General features: G+C 69.9%; 24 protein-coding genes. 18 read left to right on the top strand and 6 right to left on the bottom strand.

Annotated features, from left to right (window positions below):
* Positions 1-354 precede the first annotated feature (354 nt).
* The 12 genes from ACYVD1_RS02750 (at position 355) to pstB (ending at position 10,858) form a co-directional block, all read left to right on the top strand.
* A complete protein-coding gene (locus ACYVD1_RS02750; protein WP_460754151.1) occupies positions 355-810 on the top strand; it encodes a hypothetical protein in 456 nt (151 codons plus the stop codon).
* A gap of 84 nt (positions 811-894) precedes the next feature.
* Positions 895-1,515, top strand: coding sequence for a hypothetical protein (locus ACYVD1_RS02745; RefSeq protein WP_460754148.1), 621 nt, complete (start codon positions 895-897; stop codon positions 1,513-1,515).
* Positions 1,512-2,048, top strand: a complete 537-nt coding sequence (locus tag ACYVD1_RS02740) for a hypothetical protein (protein ID WP_460754145.1) — start codon at positions 1,512-1,514, stop codon at positions 2,046-2,048. Before ACYVD1_RS02745 ends, ACYVD1_RS02740 begins: the two co-directional genes overlap by 4 nt.
* Positions 2,045-2,683 (top strand): hypothetical protein, encoded by a 639-nt coding sequence (locus tag ACYVD1_RS02735; RefSeq protein ID WP_460754139.1) that lies wholly within the window; start codon positions 2,045-2,047, stop codon positions 2,681-2,683. Before ACYVD1_RS02740 ends, ACYVD1_RS02735 begins: the two co-directional genes overlap by 4 nt.
* Complete coding sequence (locus tag ACYVD1_RS02730; protein WP_460754136.1) at positions 2,680-3,228, top strand: hypothetical protein; 549 nt, start codon at positions 2,680-2,682, stop codon at positions 3,226-3,228. Before ACYVD1_RS02735 ends, ACYVD1_RS02730 begins: the two co-directional genes overlap by 4 nt.
* Before the next feature lie 5 nt (positions 3,229-3,233).
* Positions 3,234-3,779, top strand: coding sequence for a hypothetical protein (locus ACYVD1_RS02725; RefSeq protein WP_460754133.1), 546 nt, complete (start codon positions 3,234-3,236; stop codon positions 3,777-3,779).
* 34 nt (positions 3,780-3,813) lie between these two features.
* Positions 3,814-4,329 carry a hypothetical protein gene (locus ACYVD1_RS02720; RefSeq protein WP_460767424.1) on the top strand — a complete coding sequence of 172 codons (516 nt, stop codon included), beginning with the start codon at positions 3,814-3,816 and terminating at the stop codon, positions 4,327-4,329.
* Positions 4,330-4,383: 54 nt separating this feature from the next.
* The gene (locus ACYVD1_RS02715) at positions 4,384-4,929 is read left to right on the top strand and encodes a hypothetical protein (RefSeq protein WP_460767421.1); all 546 of its coding nucleotides are present in this window, start codon (positions 4,384-4,386) and stop codon (positions 4,927-4,929) included.
* 1,800 nt (positions 4,930-6,729) lie between these two features.
* Complete coding sequence (gene mshD, locus ACYVD1_RS02710) at positions 6,730-7,725, top strand: mycothiol synthase (protein WP_460767418.1); 996 nt, start codon at positions 6,730-6,732, stop codon at positions 7,723-7,725.
* 292 nt (positions 7,726-8,017) lie between these two features.
* Positions 8,018-8,983, top strand: coding sequence for a phosphate ABC transporter permease subunit PstC (gene pstC / locus ACYVD1_RS02705; protein ID WP_460754029.1), 966 nt, complete (start codon positions 8,018-8,020; stop codon positions 8,981-8,983).
* Positions 8,980-10,059, top strand: a complete 1,080-nt coding sequence (gene pstA, locus ACYVD1_RS02700) for a phosphate ABC transporter permease PstA (protein ID WP_460767415.1) — start codon at positions 8,980-8,982, stop codon at positions 10,057-10,059. The genes pstC and pstA overlap by 4 nt, the downstream gene beginning before the upstream one ends.
* A gap of 19 nt (positions 10,060-10,078) precedes the next feature.
* The gene (gene pstB / locus ACYVD1_RS02695; protein WP_460754021.1) at positions 10,079-10,858 is read left to right on the top strand and encodes a phosphate ABC transporter ATP-binding protein PstB; all 780 of its coding nucleotides are present in this window, start codon (positions 10,079-10,081) and stop codon (positions 10,856-10,858) included.
* Between the two features lie 73 nt (positions 10,859-10,931).
* Here the strand turns inward: pstB and ACYVD1_RS02690 are convergent, their stop codons facing one another.
* The gene (locus tag ACYVD1_RS02690; protein ID WP_460754013.1) at positions 10,932-11,420 is read right to left on the bottom strand and encodes a GNAT family N-acetyltransferase; all 489 of its coding nucleotides are present in this window, start codon (positions 11,418-11,420) and stop codon (positions 10,932-10,934) included.
* A gap of 14 nt (positions 11,421-11,434) precedes the next feature.
* A complete protein-coding gene (locus ACYVD1_RS02685) occupies positions 11,435-11,851 on the bottom strand; it encodes a PaaI family thioesterase (protein WP_460754009.1) in 417 nt (138 codons plus the stop codon).
* Between the two features lie 138 nt (positions 11,852-11,989).
* Between ACYVD1_RS02685 and ACYVD1_RS02680 the strand changes: the two genes are divergently transcribed.
* Positions 11,990-12,976 carry a hypothetical protein gene (locus ACYVD1_RS02680; RefSeq protein WP_460767412.1) on the top strand — a complete coding sequence of 329 codons (987 nt, stop codon included), beginning with the start codon at positions 11,990-11,992 and terminating at the stop codon, positions 12,974-12,976.
* Positions 12,977-13,027: 51 nt separating this feature from the next.
* Here ACYVD1_RS02680 and ACYVD1_RS02675 read toward each other — a convergent pair whose 3' ends face one another.
* Positions 13,028-13,471 carry a GreA/GreB family elongation factor gene (locus ACYVD1_RS02675; RefSeq protein WP_460754001.1) on the bottom strand — a complete coding sequence of 148 codons (444 nt, stop codon included), beginning with the start codon at positions 13,469-13,471 and terminating at the stop codon, positions 13,028-13,030.
* A gap of 124 nt (positions 13,472-13,595) precedes the next feature.
* Positions 13,596-14,852, bottom strand: coding sequence for an NAD(P)/FAD-dependent oxidoreductase (locus ACYVD1_RS02670; RefSeq protein WP_460753996.1), 1,257 nt, complete (start codon positions 14,850-14,852; stop codon positions 13,596-13,598).
* Between the two features lie 157 nt (positions 14,853-15,009).
* On the opposite strand from ACYVD1_RS02670, the gene ACYVD1_RS02665 reads away from it, so the two are divergent.
* A complete protein-coding gene (locus ACYVD1_RS02665) occupies positions 15,010-16,569 on the top strand; it encodes a PucR family transcriptional regulator (protein ID WP_460753993.1) in 1,560 nt (519 codons plus the stop codon).
* A gap of 45 nt (positions 16,570-16,614) precedes the next feature.
* Here ACYVD1_RS02665 and ACYVD1_RS02660 read toward each other — a convergent pair whose 3' ends face one another.
* Positions 16,615-17,232 (bottom strand): DUF47 domain-containing protein, encoded by a 618-nt coding sequence (locus tag ACYVD1_RS02660; protein WP_460753989.1) that lies wholly within the window; start codon positions 17,230-17,232, stop codon positions 16,615-16,617.
* A 481-nt stretch (positions 17,233-17,713) separates the two neighbouring features.
* Here ACYVD1_RS02660 and ACYVD1_RS02655 point away from each other — a divergent pair, with 481 nt between their 5' ends.
* The 3 genes from ACYVD1_RS02655 to purM all read left to right on the top strand — a co-directional run bounded on the left by ACYVD1_RS02655 (position 17,714) and on the right by purM (position 20,885).
* Positions 17,714-18,154 (top strand): sterol carrier family protein, encoded by a 441-nt coding sequence (locus tag ACYVD1_RS02655; protein ID WP_460753984.1) that lies wholly within the window; start codon positions 17,714-17,716, stop codon positions 18,152-18,154.
* Between the two features lie 56 nt (positions 18,155-18,210).
* Positions 18,211-19,707, top strand: coding sequence for an amidophosphoribosyltransferase (purF, locus tag ACYVD1_RS02650; protein WP_460753980.1), 1,497 nt, complete (start codon positions 18,211-18,213; stop codon positions 19,705-19,707).
* A gap of 113 nt (positions 19,708-19,820) precedes the next feature.
* Positions 19,821-20,885: a phosphoribosylformylglycinamidine cyclo-ligase gene (gene purM / locus ACYVD1_RS02645; RefSeq protein ID WP_460753975.1), complete on the top strand. Its 1,065-nt coding sequence runs from the start codon at positions 19,821-19,823 to the stop codon at positions 20,883-20,885.
* A 153-nt stretch (positions 20,886-21,038) separates the two neighbouring features.
* Here the strand turns inward: purM and ACYVD1_RS02640 are convergent, their stop codons facing one another.
* Positions 21,039-21,266 (bottom strand): DUF3073 domain-containing protein, encoded by a 228-nt coding sequence (locus tag ACYVD1_RS02640; protein WP_460753972.1) that lies wholly within the window; start codon positions 21,264-21,266, stop codon positions 21,039-21,041.
* A gap of 253 nt (positions 21,267-21,519) precedes the next feature.
* Between ACYVD1_RS02640 and ACYVD1_RS02635 the strand changes: the two genes are divergently transcribed.
* Positions 21,520-22,353, top strand: coding sequence for a hypothetical protein (locus ACYVD1_RS02635; RefSeq protein WP_460767409.1), 834 nt, complete (start codon positions 21,520-21,522; stop codon positions 22,351-22,353).
* The last annotated feature ends 213 nt before the right edge of the window (positions 22,354-22,566 follow it).

Below are 22,566 nucleotides of genomic sequence, written 5' to 3'. Positions count from 1 at the left end.
GCACTGGGCTGCCAGCACCCGGCGTGCTTGCCACAGACCAGCCGTGGGCCGGGGCGAACACGGGGGTGTCCGCCCGCTCCGGACGACGTGGCCGTGATCATCAGTGAAGCAGGGTCGCCCACCGCTTTCCAGCCCCAATCGCCCACCTGTGGACAACCCGCTCCCGTGTCCCGGCCGGGGCTCCCGGAGGCCTCCGGCCCCGCTCCCGGAGGTTTCCCGCCCGAACATCGGGCATGGTGAGGAGGGACAGAGGCATAAAACGGACTAGTCGCTCCAAGGAGTGAGCCCCCCATCTCGGCCCATCCGATCCTCTTCGGGCTGTTCCTTACAGTCGCGGCGCTGCTCCTGGCCGCGATGGTCGTCACCGCGGTGCTGGGTGCCCGTTGGAACCGGCAGCGGGGACGACCGGGCTTCATGCACCGCGCCCTGCCCACCGACGCTCCGACCTCCGCGGAGATGAGCAGTGTCAAGCCCTACCTCCGCTCCGGAGAGACGGCGCCCGACCCCGAACTGGCGCGCCTGACCGTCTCCGCCGCACGTGAGCTGCTGAGGCGCTGGGACAACCCCTGGCAGACCGTGGGGCTCTGCCTCGTCCTGGGCATCGCCATCCTCAACCTGCTCCAAGTGGCGCTGAACCTCGGCAACTGGCTCCCGGCGGGGTTCGCGATCGCCGCGCTCGCCCTTGGCATCCACCTGCCACTCCAACGGCGCCGCGACCTGTTCCGCGCCCGCCGAGCGATCGAGGCCAACGGTGACCTCGCCGCCGAAGCACCGGAGGCCCCGGCCCCGCCTCCGCCCAGGGAACGCTGAGCCGACCGCCCGGCCGGGATCGGGTTCCGGCCCACAGTTCAGCGCCGCACGAAGTTCCACGAAACCACCCGGAGGTGAACCGCCGTGACAACGACGCAACTCCTCCTCACGGCCCTCACTGCCTTCATGGCCGCCGGTCTGACCGCACTGGTGCTCTGCGCCTTCATGGCCCGGAGCTGGCGCATACGCCACGGGAAGCCATCCCTGCCCTGGTGGAACACCGAGCCGGAGCTGTCGGGCTTCGGCGGCCCGTTCTCCGCGGTGCGTTGGCAGGCGCTGCGGCTGGTGCGCAAGGGGCGCACGGCCGAGGACCCCAAGGTCGCCTACGTGGCGCGTCTCCAGGCCAGGCAGAGGATCCGCCAGTGGGAGAACCCGTGGTGGAACGCCATGATCCTCATGGCGCTGGTGCTCCAGATCCCCAATCTGGCCAACATCGCCACGGGGTCCGAGTCCACGGCGCACACGTTCTTCTGGGGTCTCTCCCTCGTCTTCTTCGTCGTGCTCCTGGTTCTCGCCCCCTTCCAGTTCATCCGCGGTCTCCGCAACGCCAGACAGGCGTGGGACCTCAACGAGAACCGGGCCGCTGCCTACGAGACCGAGCTCGAACGGGAGAAGGCCCACGCCAGAGCCGCCCACCGCGAGGGCCCGGCCCCGCAGTCACAAGAAGCCGACGCCCTCCACACACGGCCGGGTGAGCCCTCATGACGCCGATGCACTACCTCTGGGTGGGGCTGGTTCTCGCGTTCGTACCGGCCCTGATCATCTGCGGGGTCATGGGGCGGCGCTGGCGTCTCCGCCACGGGAAACCACCCGCCCTGACCGGCTTCCATCCGGAGCTGTACACGATCGGTGCCCCCGTCTCCCACCCGGTCAGGAAGGAGGCGGCCCGCCTGGCCCGGCAAGGCAGACAGGCGGACGATCCGGAGATCGCCCATGTCGCCTGTCTGCTGGCGCGGCAGACGATCCGCCAGACCGAGAACCCCTGGTACCGGACGGTCCTGCCCCTACTGTTCCTTTTCCAGGTCCCCAACCTGGTCAATGTGTCCGTCCAGGCCGAGACGCCTTTCATGACTGCGGTGTTCGCCCTCGGCGCGGTGGTGTTGGCTGCGGGTTCCGTGTTGGAGCCCGCGACGAAGACGCGCGCACTGGCCCGCGCACGGACGGCCCTGGAACTCAATCAAGAGCTGGCCGACGCCTACGCTCCCGCTGGCGCTCCCCAGGGCGGTGAGGGGCCGTGACGCCGACGAACATCCTGCTTCTCACCTTCCTGGGTGTCGTGGTGGCCGCGGCCGCCTTCTTCGCGGTCATGAGCCGACGCTGGCGTCTTCGCAACGGGCGGCCACCGTGGTCGGCTCTGATCGGCGAGCCCGAGCTGAGCGGTTTCGGCGGCCCCTTCTCACCGGTCCGACGGGAGGCGAACCGGATGGTCAGCCGAGGTACCGCGGCGGAGAGCGCCGAGGCCGCCTACGTCGCGCGGCTGATCGCCCGGCAGCGGATCCGCCAGTTCGAGAACCCCTGGTCCCAGGCCCTGTGGGCGCTGATTCTGCTCATACAGCTCCCCGGGGCGGCGAACGCGTTCCTGGACACCGACGCACTGTCGAGGATGCTCCTCTACGGCGCCGCCATCGCCGTCATGCTTCTCGTGTTCACGGTCGGCCCCTTCCACATCAGGCGCACCCTCCGCCGAGCCAGGCGGGCGCTGGAAGCCAACGAGCACCGGGCAGCCGCATACGAGGCCGAACGCGAAGGGGAGGAGGCCCGCGCCAGGGCCGAGCACGAACGCGCGGAGGCTGCGGCCGTGGCCGCGTACGAAGAGGACCTGTCCACGCGGTCGGCGGAAGCCGCGGCCGGAAAGCGGGGTGAAGTGCCGTGACGCCATTGGGCATCCTCCTCGCCGTGTGCTTCGGGGCCTCGGCGGCCGGTGTGGTCACCTGCGCCGTCATGGGCCGACGGTGGCGGATCCGGCGCGGAAAACCGGCCGCCATGTGGGCTCTCGATCCCGAACTCCACGGGGTCGACTCCCCCTTCTCCGAATCGGTCCGCAAGGAGGCCGCCCGCCTGGCCCACAGGGGCGAGGCCGCGGACCGGCCGGAGACCGCCTATGCCACGCGCCTGTGCGCGAAGCGGGCCGTTCGACAGAACGAGAACCCCTGGTACCGGGCGATCCTGCCGCTCCTGTTCGTGTACCAGGCCCCCTACTTCGCTGTGCAGGCAGTGCTCGCCGACACAACCGGGATGACGCTCGTGCTCGCCTCGTGCGCGGCACTGTTGGCCGCGGGGGTCGTTTTCCTCCCCGTCCAACAGGTGCGCCTGCTGGGCCGGGCGATCCGGGCCTGGGAACTCAACCAGGACCTGGCCAGGGCATACCCGGCCACTGCCAAGGGCGCGGGAACGGACTCGACCGAAAGGCCGAGGTGAATCCCGTGAACCACCCGACGCTCTACTCGTCCCTGCTGATCGTGGTCCTGTTCGGATTGGCCGCGTGCGTCTTCCTGCACGTCAAAGCCCACCGCTGGAACCGCGCCCGGGGGCGCCCCGGTTACTGGAGCTGGGCACCCACAGGGGAGACCACGGGCCACGAGGAGCGCCGCCGTGTCCGGCACCTGGTCAGGTCGGGTGAGACCGCACCGGACGCGGCGACGGCCCATCTCACCGTGCGCGTCGCCCAGGACCTGCGCCTCCGCTGGGAGAACCCGTGGGCGTGGAAGGCGCAGACCCTGGTCTTCGCAATAGTCGCCCTCAACACGGTGAACCTGATACTGAACAGACCGGGCACCCCGTGGATGGTGCTCATCGCGGCACTCGGGGCCGCGGCCGCCCTGACCGCGGTCGTCCCGTACCAGCGGCGCCGCGACCTGCGCAGGGTTGGGAAGGCGGTCCGGGCCAACGAGGACCTCGCCGCGGAAGCGCCCGAGGAACCGCCCGAGCGCGCCCCGGAGTGGGGTGATCAGTGGCGCAAACCCTACTGACCCCTGCCCGCAGCACCCTCGGAGGTGAACCGCCGTGACGGTACTCGTCTATGCGCTCGCTGCACTGAGCGGTGTCCTCTTGCTCGTCGCCGTTTTCTGCCTGGTGATGAACTTCCGCTGGAAGAACCGGAACGACCCGATCTGGAATCCGCTCCTCGACCCGGAACCGGGCATGGCCAGCCCTCCCCTGTCACAGGCGAGACGGGAAGCGGTCCGGCTGATCCGCGACGGCGCGGCCGCGGGCAACCCGGAGACCGCTCACGTCGTGTGTCGGCTGTCCAGGAACATACTCCTCCAGCTCTCCAACCCCTGGGAGACCACCGGGTGGGTGGCGATGCTCCTCGGCCAGGGGATCGCGCTCGGCCTCACCCTCCGAACCCTGGTCGAACACCCGCTGGCGATCGTTCTAGGCGGGACCCTGTGCGTACTCCTGGCCGGGATGGTCACCGTGTGGATACCACTCGCACGCAGGAGGGCCCGGTCCCGGGCCGAGCGCGCCCTGACCCTGAACCGGGAACTGGCCGCCCCCTACACGGTCGGGAAGGAGTGACGGCCCCGCGAGACCTACTCGCCCCAACCACGGCAACTCCGGAGGTGAACCGCAGTGATCGTCTTGTACGCCACGCTCTTGGGGCTGGCCTTCGTCCTCTTCGCGGCCGGGTTCTTCTGCTTGGTGATGGGCTTCCGCTGGAAACGCCGGCACGGGGAACCCACGGTCGAGGTCATCGACCCGGAGCTGACCCGCTTCGGCAACCCCTTCTCACCCGTGCGCAGGGAGGCCGACCGGGTGCTCCGCGAGGGTGTGGCGGCCGAGCGGTCCGACGTCGCCTACGCGGCGTGCCGCTTGGCGAACAGATCACTCAAGGAGCAGCACAACGTCTGGTTCCGGTACGCCCTGCCCCTCATCCTCCTCGCTCAGCTGCCCAACATGGTGGCCCAGTCCGTCAACCTGTTCGACGAGGTCGCCGCCCTCTCCCTGACGTTCGGCGGGCTGGTCGCCGGGATGGCGCTCGTCGTCATCGGGATGCTCGTCAGCCAGAAGCGCGCTCGCAGGCGCGCCCGGCGGACCCTGGAGCTCAACCGGGACCTGGCCGACGTCTTCGAGGCCGACCACGGGACAGCGGACGGCCTGGCACCCGGAACGCCCTGAGAGCCTGGTGACAAAGGGGGTTTGGTTACCCTCCCCTTGGTGTGTGCCGCTTTCCGCGTGGGTGGGAGTCCGCGTGGGTGGGAGTCCGCGTGGGTGGGAGTCCGCGTGGGTGGGAGTCCGCGTGGGTGGGAGTCCGCGTGGGTGGGAGTCCGCGTGGGCTGGGGTTCCCTGCGGGTGCGAGGTTGCCCCGTTTCCTGCCGCTTGATGGTGGCCGTCTCCGCTGCGCGCGTCAAGGTCGTCGCCATCGAGCGCTTCGCGCATCATTGGCGCTCCACCTTGACCCGCTTCGCTACGACGGCGGGTCGGCGGCTATCAGGAAACGGGGGACGTGTGGTCGGGGCCCCAAGGGGCCCTTCGGGCCCCGAGCCTTCGGCCCGAAGGGCCGGGCTTCGCCCGGTCCGGCCGTGGCCGGCCGGATCCCTTCCCATCCGTCTGGTTGTGTCGGTCAGCGCGTCGCAATCCAGTGACCGGTGGGCGACGAAGGACCCGAACAGGCCGGGCGCATGGCGAAGCGCGTCCCACCGGACTTCCGGTCAGGCTCAGGCCCCCTTTCCAACGATGATCTTGCCCCTGTCTCAACCCTCGACGGCCGAGGGTGGAGCTGGGGGCAAGATCATCGGGGATCAACCGGTTTCGGACGCAACGGACACCCCTACCAGGCCGGTTCCGGACACCGGGGCCGCCCCCCCGGGGGGCGGCCGCTACCCCCGGTGGAGGCACCCGGGACACCGACCCCCCGCCCAGAAGCACCCGGGGGCCAGTGAACCCCCTCCCTGGAGGCAAACTCGGCGCCCACAATGCCTCCAACAGGGGGGCTCACCACGCCCCACCCCACACCCCACCGGGCCACCGGCACCACCCGCACCCGTATGGGCCACCCACCACCGAGCCGCCAGACCGGTGGGACGCGCCCAGCCATCCAGGCACCTGTTCGGGCCCTTCGTCGCCCACCCGCCACTGGATTGCGACGCGCCTGCCGACACAACCAGACCCACGGGCAGGAACCCGGCCGGCCACGGCCGGACCGGGCCGCAGGCTCGGAGCAGTTCCCGGCCGAAGGCCGGGGCATCCACAGCCCCGACCACACGCCCCCCGTTTCCTGACTGCCGCCGACCCGCCGTCGCAGCGAAGCGGGTCAAGGTGGAGCGCCTCCGATAGCGCGCCAGCGCTTCGACGGCGACGACCTTGACGCGCGCAGCGGAGACGGCCACCATCAAGCGGCAGGAAACGGGGAAACCACCCGCACCCAACAACAACTCCAGCCACCCTCAACCCCCACCCCCACACCCGCGTGGACAGGTGCACACCCCAAGGCCAAGGGACCCCGACACCCCTTGTCAGCAGGCTCTTAGGACGCCTGGGTGGCCGGGTCCTCGGGGCCCGAGGTCTCGCGCCCGGGGCGCCCCCAGCGGCACTGTCACTGCGCATCTCTCAGTCGACAGCCAAATCCGGACAGGCCCCACTGTGCAATGCTGCCGAGCTGGCGAGGCAGTGCACAGCAGGGGAACTCCTTCATCGGCCTTGTGCCAGCACCACTGGACACGCCCGCCCGTCGCCCACCACCAACCCTCAACGGACGCCTACAGCGCAGCACCTTCCGCCCGTCGCCCACCGCCAACCCTCAACGGACGCCTACAGCGCAGCACCTTCCGCCCGTCGCCCACCGCCAACCCTCAACGGACGCCTACAGCGCAGCACCTTCCGCCCGTCGCCCACCACCAACCCTCAACGGACGCCTACAGCGCAACACCCCCCTCGCGACGGGCAGCATCCACCGAACACGCCTTAGGATTCGGGCTCATGAGCACCCCGCTAGTCACTGACAACCTCGCCCCGGAACTCGTCGGCCCCGTCCTGGCCTTGGCCGAGGAGGCACGGGTCACCGACGGGATCGCGCCGCTGTCCGAACAGACCCTGCTACGGGTCAGACACGGCGCCCCGTCGGGCAGCAGCCGCTACCACGTGGTCACCGACGACGGCGCAGTCGTGGGCTTCGCGCTCGTCGAACGGACCGAAGGCGAACCCGACTCCGGCGAAGTGGTGGTCGCCCCCGCCCACCGGGGCCGCGGACACGGATCCGCGCTGCTGCGCTCGGTTCGCGACGACGCCGGACCCGACGGGGTCCGCGTGTGGGCACACGGGCGGACCCCCGGGGCGGTGTCGGTGGCGGCGGCCGACGGGTGGGTCACCGTCCGCGAGCTGCACAAGATGCGCATGCCCCTGCGGGACCTGGGCGCTGAATGGCCCGGCGGCCCCTGGAGCGCGCCCGAACTCCCCGCGGTCGCGCTGCGGCCCGAGGTCGCGGAGCAGGTACAGGTCCGCCCCTTCGTGGTGGGCCAGGACGAGCAGGCCTGGCTGGAGGCCAACGCGCGCGCCTTCACCGACCACCCCGAGCAGGGCTCGCTGACCCTGGACGACCTGCTCCAGCGCGAGGTCGAGGACTGGTTCGACCCCGAGGGCTTCTTCGTGGCGGCCACGAACAGCGGGACCATCGCCGCCTACCACTGGACCAAGACGCACGCCGACGGCGCCGGCCTCAGCGACGACGAGACCGTGGGAGAGGTCTACGTGGTGGGTGTGGACCCGGCTTGGCAGGGCACCGGCCTGGGCCGTGCGCTGACCCTTGCCGGGCTTCACCACCTGCGCGACGCCGGGTTGCCCTGGGTTCACCTGTACGTGGACGGAGACAACGAGGCCGCGGTGCGCCTGTACGAGTCCCTCGGGTTCTCCATGTGGGACACGGACGTGATGTTCGCGCCCTCCGAAGGCGCGGAGCCCGCCGGTGGCGCGGACTGAGCCGACCGGGTCCCAGCGGGCTCCCGGGCCCGGACACCCCTCGGCTGACGTGCGACTGGTCACATTCACCGAGCGAACCCCTTGGAGCCACGGGAGTGCGATTTCTCGTTCATCTTCCGTTCACCTTCTCTGGGACAACTGGTCACCTCCTGCGCCTACCTTCACATTCGGCGCGGATCGTCTGCCTTCCGCGCGTCGACCGTGACACGGCGGTCATCTCCCGTGCGGTTCACGGGCAGTGGCACACAGACCGAGCGACCGGCCCCACAACCTTTTCCGAACCGGAGAATCCATGACGACCACGGACGCGCCCCAGGCGGCACCGCCGCCCACGGGCAAGCGCCGGATCGGCGATGTCGTATTCGCCGGGCTCGCCCGAAGCTCGGGCCTCCTGATCCTCGCGATCCTCGCGGGTGTGGCCGCCTTCCTGCTGATCCAGGCCTGGCCGTCGCTCTCCGCCAACACCTCGAACTTCCTCACCGACACGGCGTGGGACGCCAACGTCCGGGAGAACCCGTCGTTCGGTGTGCTGGCCCTGGCCTTCGGCACGGTCCTGGCGGCCGCGATCGCGCTGCTCTTGGCCACCCCCGTGGCGATCGGCATCGCGCTCTTCATCGTCTACTACGCGCCCCGGAAGCTCGCCACCACGCTCGGCTACCTGGTCGACCTGCTCGCCGCGATCCCCAGCGTGGTCTACGGCCTCTGGGGCATGATGGTCCTCGCCCCGCAGCTGGTGCCGGTCTACGAGGGCATGTCCGAGCACCTGGGCTGGATCCCGCTCTTCGAGGGTCCCACCTCCACCTCAGCCAGGACCCTGCTCACCGCGGGCATCGTCCTGGCCGTCATGATCCTGCCCATCATCACCGCGATGTCCCGCGACGTGTTCCACCAGGTCCCGCAGGCCCACCGTGAGGCAGCGCTGGCCATGGGCGCCACCCGCTGGGAGATGATCCGGCTGGCCGTGCTGCCCTTCGGCAAGTCCGGGATCGTCGGCGGCGCCATGCTCGGCATGGGGCGCGCACTGGGCGAGACCATGGCGGTCGCCATGATCCTCTCGCCCTCGCTGGCGGTCTCCTTCAACCTGCTCCAGAGCGGAAACCAGACCATCGCCGCGCACATCGCGCTCCAGTACCCCGAGGCCACCGGGTTCGGCGTCTCCGCGCTGATCGCCGCCGGCCTGGTCCTGTTCGCGATCACCCTGGCCGTCAACATGGCCGCCCGCTACATCGTGGCCCGGGGCAACAAGGAGTCCGCATGAGCATGACGACCACGCAGCCTCCCGAGCCCGAGACGGGTGCGGTCGAGAACGAGCTGCGCTCCGTGACCCTGCCGAACCGCTTCCCCGCCGTCCTGCTGGCCTCCTGCGCCATGGTGGTCGCCGGGGTGCTGGCCGCGTTCTCCTCCTTCGGCATCGTCCTGTGGGCACTGCTCACCGGTGTCGCCTACACGGTGATCATCGTGACCGCATCGGCGCGGATGGAGGGCGGTCGCAAGGCCAAGGACCGCCTGGTCACCGCACTGGTCTACTCGGCCTTCCTCTTGGCCATGGCCCCGCTGGTCTCGCTCCTGTACACCGTGGTGACCTTCGGTCTGGACCGCTTCGGCTGGAACTTCCTGACCGTGTCCATGAACGGTGTCCTGCCGAGCATGGACGCGGGCGGCGCCTACCACGCCATCATCGGCACCCTGATGATCACGGGCATGGCGACGCTCATGTCCGTACCGGTCGGTGTGCTCACCGCCGTCTACCTGGTGGAGTACGCGCAGGGCCGCCTGAAGAAGGTCATCACCTTCTTCGTGGACGTCATGACGGGCATCCCCTCCATCGTCGCCGGCCTCTTCGTGGTCGCGCTCTGGATGATGATCTTCGGTCCGGGCAACACCAACGGCGCGGCGGGCGCGATCTCGCTGGCCGTGCTGATGATCCCCGTCGTGGTCCGCTCCAGCGAGGAGATGCTGCGGCTGGTACCCCGGGACCTGCGCGAGGCGTCCTACGCCCTGGGAGTGCCCAAGTGGCGCACGATCACCAAGGTGGTGCTCCCCACGTCGGCCGCCGGTCTGACCACCGGAATCATGCTCGCCATCGCGCGCGTTATCGGAGAGACGGCACCGCTGGTGCTCACCACGGGCTCGTCCGCCGTCTCCATCAACTGGAACCTGTTCGACGGTCAGATGATGAACCTCCCGGTGTTCATCTTCTCCCAGTTCCGCATGGGCGGAGCCGTCAACTACGAGAGGGCATGGGCGGCGGCGCTCACACTGGTCCTCACGGTCATGCTCCTGTTCCTCACGGCACGCGTGATCGGCAGCCTCTTCTCACCCAAGACCCGCTAGAGCACACGAGGTACACCCTGTGGCGAAACGAATCGACGTCTCCGGACTCCACGTCTACTACGGTGACTTCCTTGCCGTCGAGGACGTGTCCATGACCATCGAGCCCCGGTCGGTGACGGCGTTCATCGGGTCCTCTGGCTGCGGCAAGTCGACCTTCCTCCGCACCCTCAACCGGTTGCACGAGGTCACCCCCGGCGCCCGGGCCGAGGGCAAGGTCCTGCTCGACGACCTCGACATCTACGGCCGCGAGGTCGACCCGGTGATGGTCCGCAGCGAGATCGGCATGGTCTTCCAGAAGGCCAACCCGTTCCCCACGATGTCGATCTACGACAACGTGATCGCCGGGGCCCGGCTCAACAACTCCCGGATGAGCCGCTCCGAAGCCGATGACCTGGTCGAGGAGTCCCTGCGCGGCGCCAACCTCTGGGAAGAGGTCAAGGAGCGCCTGAACAAGCCGGGCGCGGGCCTGTCCGGCGGCCAGCAGCAGCGCCTGTGCATCGCCCGGGCCACTGCGGTCAAGCCGTCCGTGCTGCTCATGGACGAGCCCTGCTCCGCTCTGGACCCGATCTCGACGCTGGCGATCGAGGACCTCATTCACAACCTGAAGGAGGAGTACACGATCGTGATCGTCACCCACAACATGCAGCAGGCCGCCCGCGTCTCCGACCAGACCGCCTTCTTCAACCTGTCGGCCCCGGGCAAGCCCGGCAAGCTCATCGAGATGGGCGAGACCAACCAGATCTTCACCCGCCCGGAGAAGAAGGACACGGAGAACTATATCACCGGACGCTTCGGTTAAGCCGACAAAAGCCCAGGTCAAAAGCGTCGGCCGATGATCACCCAGGCCGCTTCGGGCGGTTCTGGGGCTGTGGTCAGAGCTTGCGGTGGAAGCGGGTGTAGGTGTTGAACTCGGTCACCGGGGCGAAGCCCAGGCGGTGGAGTACCGCACTGCTGGGATCGTTGCCATGGATGACTCCGCAGTAGACGTCCGTGGCGGCCAGGGACCGCTTGGCCTCTTGTATGAGCGCCTCGCAGGCCGCCGTCGCGTAGCCCCGGCCAGTCGCTGCCCGGTCCAGCCAGAAGCCGAGCCCGTAGCGCGGCGGGTCCACCGCGACCAGGCTGACCCTGCCGATCAGCAGCCCGTGGACCCGGACCCCGTAGGCCCACTCCTCTCCGGACTCGTGACGGGAGAACGCGGCCCGGATCGCCTCCGGCGAGGCGTCGACCTCCTCCAGGAAGTTCCCGTGCCTGGTGAGGTGCTCCCGGTTGGCGCGCATGAGCTCCCGGTAGGCGTCGACGTCGTCCCCCGTGAAGAGGGCGAGGACGACCCCGGGCAGGGCTGTGGGCACGGTCTGCGGCATGCTGTGGGCTCCGCTCATCCGGTCAGCGCGATGGTGCCCTGGGCCGCCGCCGCGACCTTCTCGGTGCCGTCGTCCTCGACCATCACGAGGTCGCAGCGGCAGACAGCCCGCTTGCGCGTGGACTCGAGGGCCTCCGCGCGGGCGCTGAGCAGCCGACCCTTCCCCGGGCGCAGGTAGTCGATGGAGAACCCGCTCGTGAGTACCGAGGGCCCCAGAACGCTGCCGCCGGCGAAGGTGAGGGCGTTGTCCGCCGCGTAGGAGAGCACCCCGCCGTGCAGGAACCCGTTCTGTTGGAGGAGGTCGTCACGGACGTCGACCTCCAGGACGACCCTGCCGGGCTCGAAGGCGGCGATCCGGGCCCGGACCAGCTTGCTGAAGGGTTGTGCGTCCAGGACGAGGTTGGCGAGCTCCGGGGTGATCTCGTCGGCCACGGCTTCCTCCTACTTGTTGGTACAGCAACTGTAGGGCGCGTTTTGGTTGCTTCTCCAGAGAATTCGTCCAACCCTGGCCAGTTGACCCAATTGTGGTGATTTGACGCCTAATGTCCCCCTTGAGTGGAGGGGGACATCATGCGAGTTTCCACATTGGTCCCAGCAGCCACCGTCCTACTCGCCGTCTCCGGATGTGCCTGTGGGCCGGACTTCGCCACCCCCACCGGTGACGGGCAGCAGGAGACGGAGAGCCCGGGGCAGCGGGCCCCGGAGAACGGGCCGGGCACCCACGGGCCACCGGAACCGGCGGAGGAGGGCCCGGCGGAACCCGGCTCACCGGGACCCACCGCCGACGACGAACCCCCTGAGGAGACCGGCCCCACGACCGGACCCGAGGACGGTGGCGGAGCCGCGACCGCGGACGAACCCGTCCGCCTGGCCCTGGGTGCAACCCACACCTTCGAGGACGGCTTCACCGTGACCATGGGCGCGGTGGAACGCCGCACCGAACCGGCTGAGGCCGCCGCGGACGGCTCCGACACCGCGCCCGACGACGCCTCCCCGGACGAGGACGGCGAACCCGCAGACGATCCGGGCTACGAGGAAGGCGAAGCGGACCCCGACACTCCCGAGGACGAGTCCTGGCCCGAGGAGGACGAGTCCTGGCCCGAGGAAGACGACCTCGAGGACCCCGAAGACGCCGAGGACCTCGAAGACCTCGAGGAAGAGGACTCCTGGGCCGAGGAAGACGAGGACGTGCCCGAGACCGAGGACGACCTTCCCGTTGAGGAGCCCGTCGAGGAACCAGCGGAAGAATCCCTCGAGGACGGCGACGACTACTACGCCTGGAGCGTGGACATCGTCAACGACGGGGACGAGGACGTGTACACCGGAGCGGTCCTCAGTGCCTGCTCCGTCGGCGACCCGCTGACAGCGTCCGGGGCGCCCTTCCTGGGCGAGGCGCTCGCACCTCCCGCCCACCTCACCCCGGAACAGAACGCCGCATGGGACGAGGACTGCTGGTCCGACGAGGACGACTCCACCCTCCAGTGGACCCTGGAGTTCCTGAACGAGGAGGGCGCACGGCTCTACCCGGTGCTCGTCTTCGAGGGCCGGGTGGACTGAGCCACCGGTGGGCCGTCCGGACCGGGACGGGCAGCGGGCGGCCCACCGGACTCAGGAACCGTAGGGGACCGCGTCGACCAGGGTCACCCGGATGGTCCGGCCGTTGGGCACCGTGTAGGAGCGCTCCTCTCCGGCCCGGGCCCCGATGAGTGCACTACCGAGCGGGGACTCAGGCGAATACACGCTCACCCCGTCCGACGCCGCGCGGTCGCGCACCCCGAGAAGGAACGTCTCGGTCTCGGGGTCGTCGCCGTAGCGGACGGTAAGGACCATGCCGGGCTCGGCGACACCGTCGTCTGGCGGTGTCTCCCCGATGACCGCGTCCCGCAGGATCTCCTGGACGCGGGTGACGCGCGCTTCGCGGGCGTCCTTGTCCTCAGGGATGGGGAAGCCGTACTCCTCGGCTCTCGACGGGTCGGCCGTTCCGGTGAGGACCGCCAGTTCGGCGGAGAGGCGTTCGTGGGTTCCCGGGGTCAGCCAGGTGCTGTTGGACATCGTGTGTCTCCTTGTGGATCGTGTCGCCCGGTACGCGGATGCATCCGGTACACGGAGTCGTCCGGTATGAAGGGCGCCCCGCCGGATGTCCGACGGGGCGCTGATGGAACGTGCGGGGAGCGGGTCAGCGCAGGGGGTCGAAAGGACGCAGGGTCTCGGGAAGCGTGCCGGTGGCGACCGCTCTGGCGAGCAGGCGGCCGGTGATCGGACCGTGGGTGAGGCCCCACATGCCGTGCCCTCCCGCCACGTACAAGCGGGGGATCCTGGTGGGACCGATCAGCGGCAGGCCGTCCGAGGTGACCGGGCGGGAACCCACCCACTCGTCGGTACGCGCGGAGAGGTCGACCCCGGTCAGGTACGGCCCGGCCGAGGCGGTGATCGCGTCCATCCGGCTCTCGCTCCTGGGCGCCTCGATGTCGCGGAACTCCATGGTTCCGGCGACCCTCAGGCCCTCGCCGTGCGGGGTGCAGGCCACCCGGGCCTCGGGCAGGTAGAGCGGCCCCGGCACGGGTCGGACGGTGGGCACCGTGAAGCTGTACCCCCGGCCCGCGCGGAGCGGGACGTCCACCCCCCAGGCGCGCCCGTGGCGGCCGAGCCAGGCCCCCGTGGCCACAACGACCGCGTCCGCCGACTCCGTCTCCCCGTGCGCGGAGCGCAGCGTGAAGCGGCCCTGACGGGCCTCGACGCCGGTCACCCGGAACCCCTCGATGACGCTCCCGCCGCGCTCGCGCACCGAGTCCGCGAGGGCGTGTGTGTACAGCCCGGGATTGATGTAGCGCTGGCCGTCGATCCGCACGCCCGCTCGGACCGCGTCCGAGACGAACGGGCTCTGTCCGCGCGCCGCGTCCCGGTCCAGTGCGGAGTAGGAGAGGGGCAGCCCGGACGCGCGGGCCTGGTCCAGCTCCATGAGCAGGTGCGCGGCCTTCTTCTCCTTCGAGAACAGGGCGGTGATCGGGCCCTCCTCGACCTTGGCCGACACACCGGTCTCGGACAGCTCTTGGAAGGTGTCCAGGCTGGCGGAGCTGAGCGGGACGTTGCCGCGCAGGGCCCGCTCCCAGGTGGACTGCCTGCTGTTCAGGGCGAAGGAGGCCAGGAAGCGCAGGAGGCCGGTGTCCGTGGTCGGCGGGACGGACAGCGGGGCGTTCGGGTCGAGAAGCGCCTGCAGTCCGTGTTGGAGGACCCCCGGCTCGTTGAGCGGAATGGCCAACCCCGGCGCGATCCAGCCCGCGTTGCCCCAGGACGAGCCCGAGGCCACCGTGTCGCGTTCGACCACGGTGACCCCGACCCCGTACTTCTGAAGGAACCAGGCGGTCGAGAGGCCGACGATCCCGGCCCCGACGACGATGACGGTACGCGGTGATCCCGCGCCCTTCGCGGACATGGCGTGTTCTCCTGTGCGTACTGGGTGACAGGTGCGGTGCCGCACCCGACCAGAGTCTCTCCCGGAAGCCGCGCCCGACCTTTGTCCTAGCCGAACAATCTCGGCGTACCCTCGTGTGACAGACCGACAACGGACCGACAGCCGCCGGAGGCGTTCCGTGGTACTGCTCGACCGCCTGGTCACCATCCTCGGTACGTACGGCGCCCGGCTGTGGGGACCGCGCCCCACCGGTGACACGGCCCTGCACGGGGTGGCCTTGCACGATCCGGCCGTCCCCGGCCCTGAGGAGGCCGACGTCTTCCTCGCTGTGGGCGTCACCGATCCGCTGCACGCGGTCGAGCTCGCCGAGCGCTCCAGAGCCCTGGCCGTCGTGGTGCGCACGGAGCTGGACGACGAGGGCGGTCGGCACCGCGAAGCGGTCGCGCGCGCCGCGGAGAGCGGCATCGCCCTGCTCGGCGTCGATCCCGCGGTGTCCTGGGGGCAGGTCGCCGGGGTGGTGTACGGCCTGGTGCTGGAGGGCGGTGAGACCGAGGCGGGGCGCGGCCCGGCGGACCTCCCCGCGCTCGCGGACGCGGTCGCCGCACGGGTCGGCGGCCCGGTGACCATCGAGGACCCGCGCCTGCGCGTACTGGCCTACTCGGACCGCCAGACCGACGCGGACCAGGCCCGGTGGGACACCATCCTGGGCCGCCGGGTCCCCGACGCGGTCCAGCGCCACCTGGAACACACCGGGGTCACCGCACACCTGGCCTCGTCCGCCGAACCGGTGTACCTGCCGCCGGAACCCGACCTCGGCCTGGGCGGACGCACCGCGGTAGCGGTACGCGTCGGCCGTGAGTTCCTGGGCTCCCTGTGGGCCGTGTGCGACGGGCCCTTGGACGCCGAGCACTCGGCGCAGCTGACCGAAGGGGCCCGCACGGTGGCCCTGCACCTGCTGCGCACCCGGGTCAGCGCGGACCTGGAACGCCAGGTCGAGTCCGACCTGGTGAGCCGACTGCTTGAGGGTGCGATGGACCCGACCGAGACCGCCGGGCGACTGGGGCTCGCCCCGGTACCGCACCGGGTGGTGGCCCTACAGGCGCACACCCCGGACGAACGCCACTCCGCCACCCTGATGACCTTCGAACGCGCCACCACCGGTTTCGGCTGGTCGCGCCCGGGGCGGAGCACGGTGTTCGGCAGTACCGTCTACACGATCCTGCCGTGCGGCGCCGATACGTCCCCCGCCCGCAACTGGGTGCGCGAAACCACGCGGGCGCTCCCCGGACACGTGGTCGTCAACGCGGGGATCGGCGGCCCCGCGGAACTGGCCAGGCTCACGGCCAGCCGACGGGAGGCGGACGAGAGCCTCACCCTGCACGCCTCCCGCCCGGAGGGCCCCGCTGTGGCCTACGACGAGTCCTGGGGCGACGTCCTGATCCACCGCCTCCGCATGGCCTCCGCTTCCGGCCGCCGACCGGCCGACGGACCCGTGGCCGATCTCACACGCCACGACGCCGAGCAGGGCACCCGGTACGCGGAAACGCTGCGTGCCTGGCTCCAGGCGCAGGGCGACCCGAACGGGGCAGCGGAACTCCTGGGGGTGCACCCCAACACGGTCCGCCACCGGATGCGGAGGATGGCCGCCGTGACGCCGCTGGCCCTGGACCAGCCCCGGATGCGCCTGGCCCTCGCCATCGCCCTGGAGACACAAGAACAGGAAGATCAGGGATTCTAGGGAGTTGGGGGTGAGGGAGTTGGGGGTAAGGGGTCGTCTTGCCGCTCAACCGTTCTTGACGACGATGGTCTCCACCGTGTTGGCGACGTGTTCGAAGGCGTCGGCCGCGGTCTCCAGCTCCTCGATGACGTCTTTGAGCTTGAGTACGGTCAGCGCGTCGTACTCCCCGCTGAACAGCTTGGCGAGGAGCTTGCGGTAGATGCGGTCGGCCTGGTTCTCCAGCTGGTTGATCTCGATCCAGTAGCGGGTGAGGTCCTTCATGGTCCGCAGGCGCGGCATGGCCTCCGCGGTGAGTTCGGCGGCCCGCTCGAGGACCTCGATCTGGTCGATGATGCCTTTGGGCAGGCGCTCCAGCCCGTAGAGGCCGATGAGGTCGACGGCGGCCTCCATCGAGTCCATCACGTCGTCCAGGTTGGAGGCGAGACGGTAGATGTCCTCGCGGTGCAACGGCGGGGCCGTGCTCTTGTTGAGCCGGCGCATGATCGCGTGGGTGGCGTCGTCTCCGGCGTGCTCGCAGGCACGCATCTTCTCGGTGATGGCCTCGCGGTCGGCACCGTCGCTCATCAGTTCCACCAGCAGGCGGGCCCCGATGACCAGGTTGTTCGCCGAGTCGGTGAACATCTCGTAGTAACTGTCATCACGCGGGCGCAAGCGCAGGCGCACGTCGTTCTCCCGGTGGTGCGGTGGTCTTCCTTGGTGGATGCTAAGGGCGCTGACAGGCTGCTTCAGCGCGACAGTCCAGGGCGGTACACGCTCCGGCCGAGTGTTGGGGAAGGCGGTCCGGGCGCGGTCACCCCTCGTTCATCTGTCTGTCCTGGTGCCTGGAACGCCGTTGGAGACGGGTTCCATCACGATCCTCCCGATCTCGGGCGACACCGGGACGGTTCGGGACGCTACCGTCTCCCGCCCTCGCTGGCCAGCGGGTCACTGAGACCGGAATCACTTCAACTGTCAGAGGTCGGCCGTCGACGTCTCCGGCGATCCCCCGGTGTCCACCTTCGGGCCATTGCCCCGCAATGACAAGTACCCCTGTCATTCGCCCTCTCGCCCGGTTCCGTCCACCCCGCACCGGGGCAGGCCGGACACCCCTGTGGACCAGGCACGAGCCCGGAACGATCTGCCGGACACGTCTTAGGATCTGCGCATGCCTTCAGCCCTGACCCCGAGCGCCGTGCGGCGGCTCCGCACCGCGCTCGACGACCAGCTCTCCGTCCTCGGCGAACCCGCCTTCGAGGGTTCCGACGAGGAGGCCGTGGCCGCGTCCGTCCGGGCGGTCCTTCGGGCCGAGGAGCCACTGCGCCCCGCGTTGAAAGCCGCCGTCCGGTGCAGCCTGGCAGTACTGGCCGACCGCGCCCCCGGACGCAGCCTGGAGGTGCGGGTGCCGCCGTACGGCGCGGTCCAGGTGATCGAGGGACCCAGCCATACGCGCGGCACACCGCCGGGGGTGGTCGAGGCTGATCCGCTCACGTGGCTGCGGTTGGCAGACGGCCGGACCGGCTGGGCGAACGCGGTCGCCGAGCACAGCGTGCGGGCCAGCGGGGTACGCTCCGACCTGTCGTCCCACCTCCCGTTGTGGCGGGAATGACCGGCGCCCCGACCCCGAGTGGCGAGCCGCCCTCAGCCAGCGGCTAAGCTGTGCCTGTGTCGTACTCCGACGGCCGGCTCTCCATGGACCTCGATCCGCTCGAACGCGGCCCGCAGGACGCCTGCGGTGTTTTCGGGGTCTGGGCACCCGGCGAAGAAGTCAGCAAGCTCACCTACTTCGGCCTCTACGCGATCCAGCACCGCGGCCAGGAATCCGCGGGCATCGCCACAAGTGACGGCGAACGCATCGTCGTATACAAGGACATGGGACTCGTCTCCCAGGTCTTCGACGAGGCGACCCTGGACTCGCTGAGAGGCCACCTCGCGATCGGCCACTGCCGCTACTCCACCACCGGTTCCCCGGTGTGGGAGAACGCCCAGCCGACGTTCTACACGGCGCGCGAGGGGGGTCTGGCGCTCGGCCACAACGGCAACCTGATCAACACCCCGGAACTGGCCGCGATGCTGCCCGACCAGCGCCGCGGCGCCACGACGGACACCGAGGTCCTCACCAACCTCCTCGCGGCCAGGGCCAAGGACGGCCAGAGCCTCGAGGACGCGGCCATGGAGCTGCTCCCCAAGGTGCAGGGCGCGTTCTCCCTGGTCTTCATGGACGAGGACACCCTCTACGCGGCGCGCGACCCGCAGGGCATCCGCCCGTTCGTCCTCGGCCGCCTCGGTGAGACCTCCGGCGCCGGCGGCTGGGTCGTCGCCAGCGAGACCGCGGCCCTGGACATCGTGGGTGCCGAGGTCGTCCGCGAGATCGAGCCGGGTGAGCTCCTCGTGATCGACGGCGAAGGGGTCCGTTCCCGCAGCTTCGCCCCGACCAAGCGCAAGGGCTGCCTGTTCGAGTACGTCTACCTGGCCCGCCCGGACACCAGCATCGCCGGTCGCAGCGTCAACTCCACCCGGGTAGAGGTCGGCCGGCGGCTGGCCAAGGAGCACCCGGTCGACGCCGACCTGGTGATCCCGGTCCCCGAGTCCGGCACCCCGGCCGCGGTGGGTTACGCGGAGGCCAGCGGGATCCCGTTCGCCCAGGGCCTGGTGAAGAACTCCTACGTCGGGCGCACCTTCATCCAACCCAGCCAGACCCTGCGCCAGTTGGGTATCCGGCTCAAGCTCAACCCCCTGCGCGAGGTCATCGAGGGCCGTCGGCTCGTGGTCGTGGACGACTCGATCGTGCGCGGCAACACCCAGCGGGCCCTGGTCCGGATGCTCCGCGACGCGGGCGCCGCGGAGGTGCACGTCCGGATCTCCAGCCCGCCGGTGCTGTGGCCCTGCTATTACGGCATCGACTTCGCCACCCGGGCCGAGCTCATCGCCGCGAACCTGACGGAGCGCGAGATCGCCGAGTCGGTCAACGCGGACTCGTTGGCCTACGTCGACCTGGACGAGCTCATCGCCGCGTCCGAGCAGCCCAAGGACCAGCTGTGCCGGGCCTGCTTCGACGGGGTCTACCCGTTGGAGGTCGACGCCGACTCCCAGGGCAAGTACCTGCTGGAGAAGGCCTGCGGCACCCCGGAAGGCTCCACTCTCGCCACCAGCCCCAAGTAACACGCGCGCGGGCCCATCCGGTCCGCCGCGCCCGGAACCGAGTCCGGATCCTCCGGCGTGCCCTGGAACAGGGCCGGGGAGCATTCACACCACCGAAAACGAGGAGAACTCGCGTGGCAGCCGACAGCACAGGGGCGACGGGCGCGTACGCGGCCGCGGGTGTCGACATCGCCGCCGGTGAGCGCGCCGTCGACCTGATGAAGCGTCACGTCGCGCGCACCCGCCGACCGGAGCAGGTCACCGACGCCAGCGGGTTCGCGGGCCTGTTCCGCCTGGACACGGCCAAGTACAAGGACCCGGTCCTGGCCACCTCCACGGACGGTGTGGGCACCAAGGTCATGCTCGCCCAGCAGATGGACAAGCACGACACCATCGGTGTCGACCTGGTTGCGATGGTCGTCGACGACCTCGTGGTCAGCGGTGCCGAGCCCCTCTTCATGACCGACTACATCGCGACCGGTGCCGTGGTACCCGAGCGCATCGCCGACATCGTCGGCGGGATCGCGGAGGGCTGCCACCAGGCCGGGTGCGCCCTCATCGGGGGCGAGACCGCTGAGCACCCGGGGGCCATGGAGCCCGACGAGTACGACCTGGCGGGCGCCGGCACCGGTGTGGTCGAGGGCGACGCGATCCTCGGCCCGGACCGGGTACGCGAGGGCGATGCCGTGATCGCGATGGCCTCGTCCGGGCCGCACTCCAACGGCTACTCCCTGGTCCGCCACATCGTGGACGGAGCCGACCTGGACCTGTACGCGGAGGCCCCGGAGCTGGGCGGGGTACTGGGTGAGGTGCTGCTGACCCCGACCCGGGTCTACGCGAAGGACTGCGTGGCGCTCACCGAAGCGGTGGAGGTGCACGCCTACTCGCACGTCACCGGTGGCGGCCTGGCCGCGAACCTGTCCCGGTCACTGCCGGAGGGCCTCGACGCGGAGCTGGACCGCTCCACCTGGGCGCCGACCCCGGTTTTCGGCTACTTGTCGGAGAAGGGCGGCATCACCCGGGACGACATGGAGGCCACGTTCAACATGGGCGTGGGCATGGTCGCGATCGTGGCGGCAGCCGACGCGGACCGCGCACTGGGCGTACTCGCCGACCGCGGGGTTCCGTCCTGGCGCCTGGGCGAGGTCCGGAGCGGTTCCGGGCAGGCCGTGCTGACCGGCGAGTACCGGACCGCGTGAACAGGGACGCGAAAATAGCCGGTGCGAACCACCTGGGTGGTTCGCACCGGCTATATCCACCTGTCCGCGACGGCTTCCGGTCGGAAAACCGTGTCCGCTACAGGTCAGCGGTTGTTGTCCGAGCGACCCGAAAGTCTCGGCCTCATCCGACGACTACTTGTCGGACTCCGAATACTTCTCGGCTAGATCCGCGTAACGGTCGACCAGGTCGTCCTGAGGATCAGCGTAAGGATCATCCGGTCCAGACGGCCCGGAGTGTGACCCCTCGTCCTCAGCGACACCCAGCTCCGACCGCAGCCGATCAAGGTCGGTCCCACCGGTGCTGTACTTGAGCTTCCGGGCGACCTTCTGCTGCTTGGCCTTGGCTCGGCCGCGCCCCATTGGCTCGACCCCCTCAACGATTGGGTTCCGACGAACCCCAGATCACTTACTAACCCGCACTACCGGGCTGACGGCCGCCAAACGCGACTGACGGCGTGCGCCAGCTTACGTACACATCCAACCGTACCTGGTCGGACCCCGCCGTGCCTACGCCACCCGGGTGTGACGGATGTGGCGTACGCACGAGATCCCCTCCTACCAGGCACTTCTCACGGTGAGTGCCTGAGGCAACGATCTGTGCCACGATTCGATCGTGCTGCCCTACACCGCCTATCTCCGCGTCTACCAGCCCATCGCGGCCTTCTCTCCCCGCGACCGCAGGTACTGGGAAGGATACGCGGAGTCCACGGACCGACCGAAGCGGGTCAACGCCCTGGCCTCCGAGCACGCCGCGAGCCTGAGCAGACTCATCACCACGCCGCCGGTCGTCGCGCCCTCCGAGGAGAGCCGCGACGCCTACCTCCGCCGCGTGAACGAGCGCCTGTACGTGTGCCCGTGGCAGACCCGGCTTCGCTCCTGGCGCGCCTTCGACGAGTTCGCGGACTCCATGCCGACACCGCTGGTCGAGGCCTTCGTCCCCGCTCCGGAGGCCGAGCGGGCCGAGGCCGGCTACCGGCAGTGGCGCGACTCAGGGGCGGAACTGTATCCGGGGATCCTGTCGAGCAACTGGACGGTCCCGGCTCCCTGGTTCATCCCGTTCGAACACCAGGAGCGGTGCCTCGTGCTGTCGGCAGGCTCCACCAGGACCCTGCTGTACCTGACCAAGACCGCGCAGGCCCATCGGCGCCTCGAGCACACGGTAGCGGTGCTGAGCGAGCACATCGGGCAGCACGCGGTCTCCACGTCCACCGAGCAGCTCATGGACTGGCTCTCGCTGACCGCCCACCCCGACTCCCTCCTCGAACTCGACTACGGAGGCCTGCCGCACCTGCTCAGCGACGAGCACCTGAGCGAGGACCGCTCCGTCGCCGAGGTGACCGAGGCAGTCGAGGCACTCGAGAAGGGTGACCGGGTCCGGGTCACGGAGCTCCGCAGGAGGCTCGCACGGCGCTGGAAGTCGGTGCGCGCCCTGGAGCACGCCAACTGACGGTCATGGAATCACCAGATTTTCATGGACACTCGCCGATCAACTGTCGTTATCGAGGCGGCTGAGAGGCCCCGCGCCACGCCGCGAGCCAACCTGGTACACCAGGTTTCTCGCCCGCGGCTTGCTCACTTTCCGCACGTTACGGCGGCGCGGAGGCGGACACCCCCAGGGCACGACATCAAGCATCGTGAAACTGGGCATAACGCCCGATAG

The sequence above is a fragment of the Nocardiopsis nanhaiensis genome (assembly GCF_054778635.1).
Note: the sequence above shows the minus strand (reverse complement) of the source record. Positions and strands in the feature narration are given on the sequence as shown.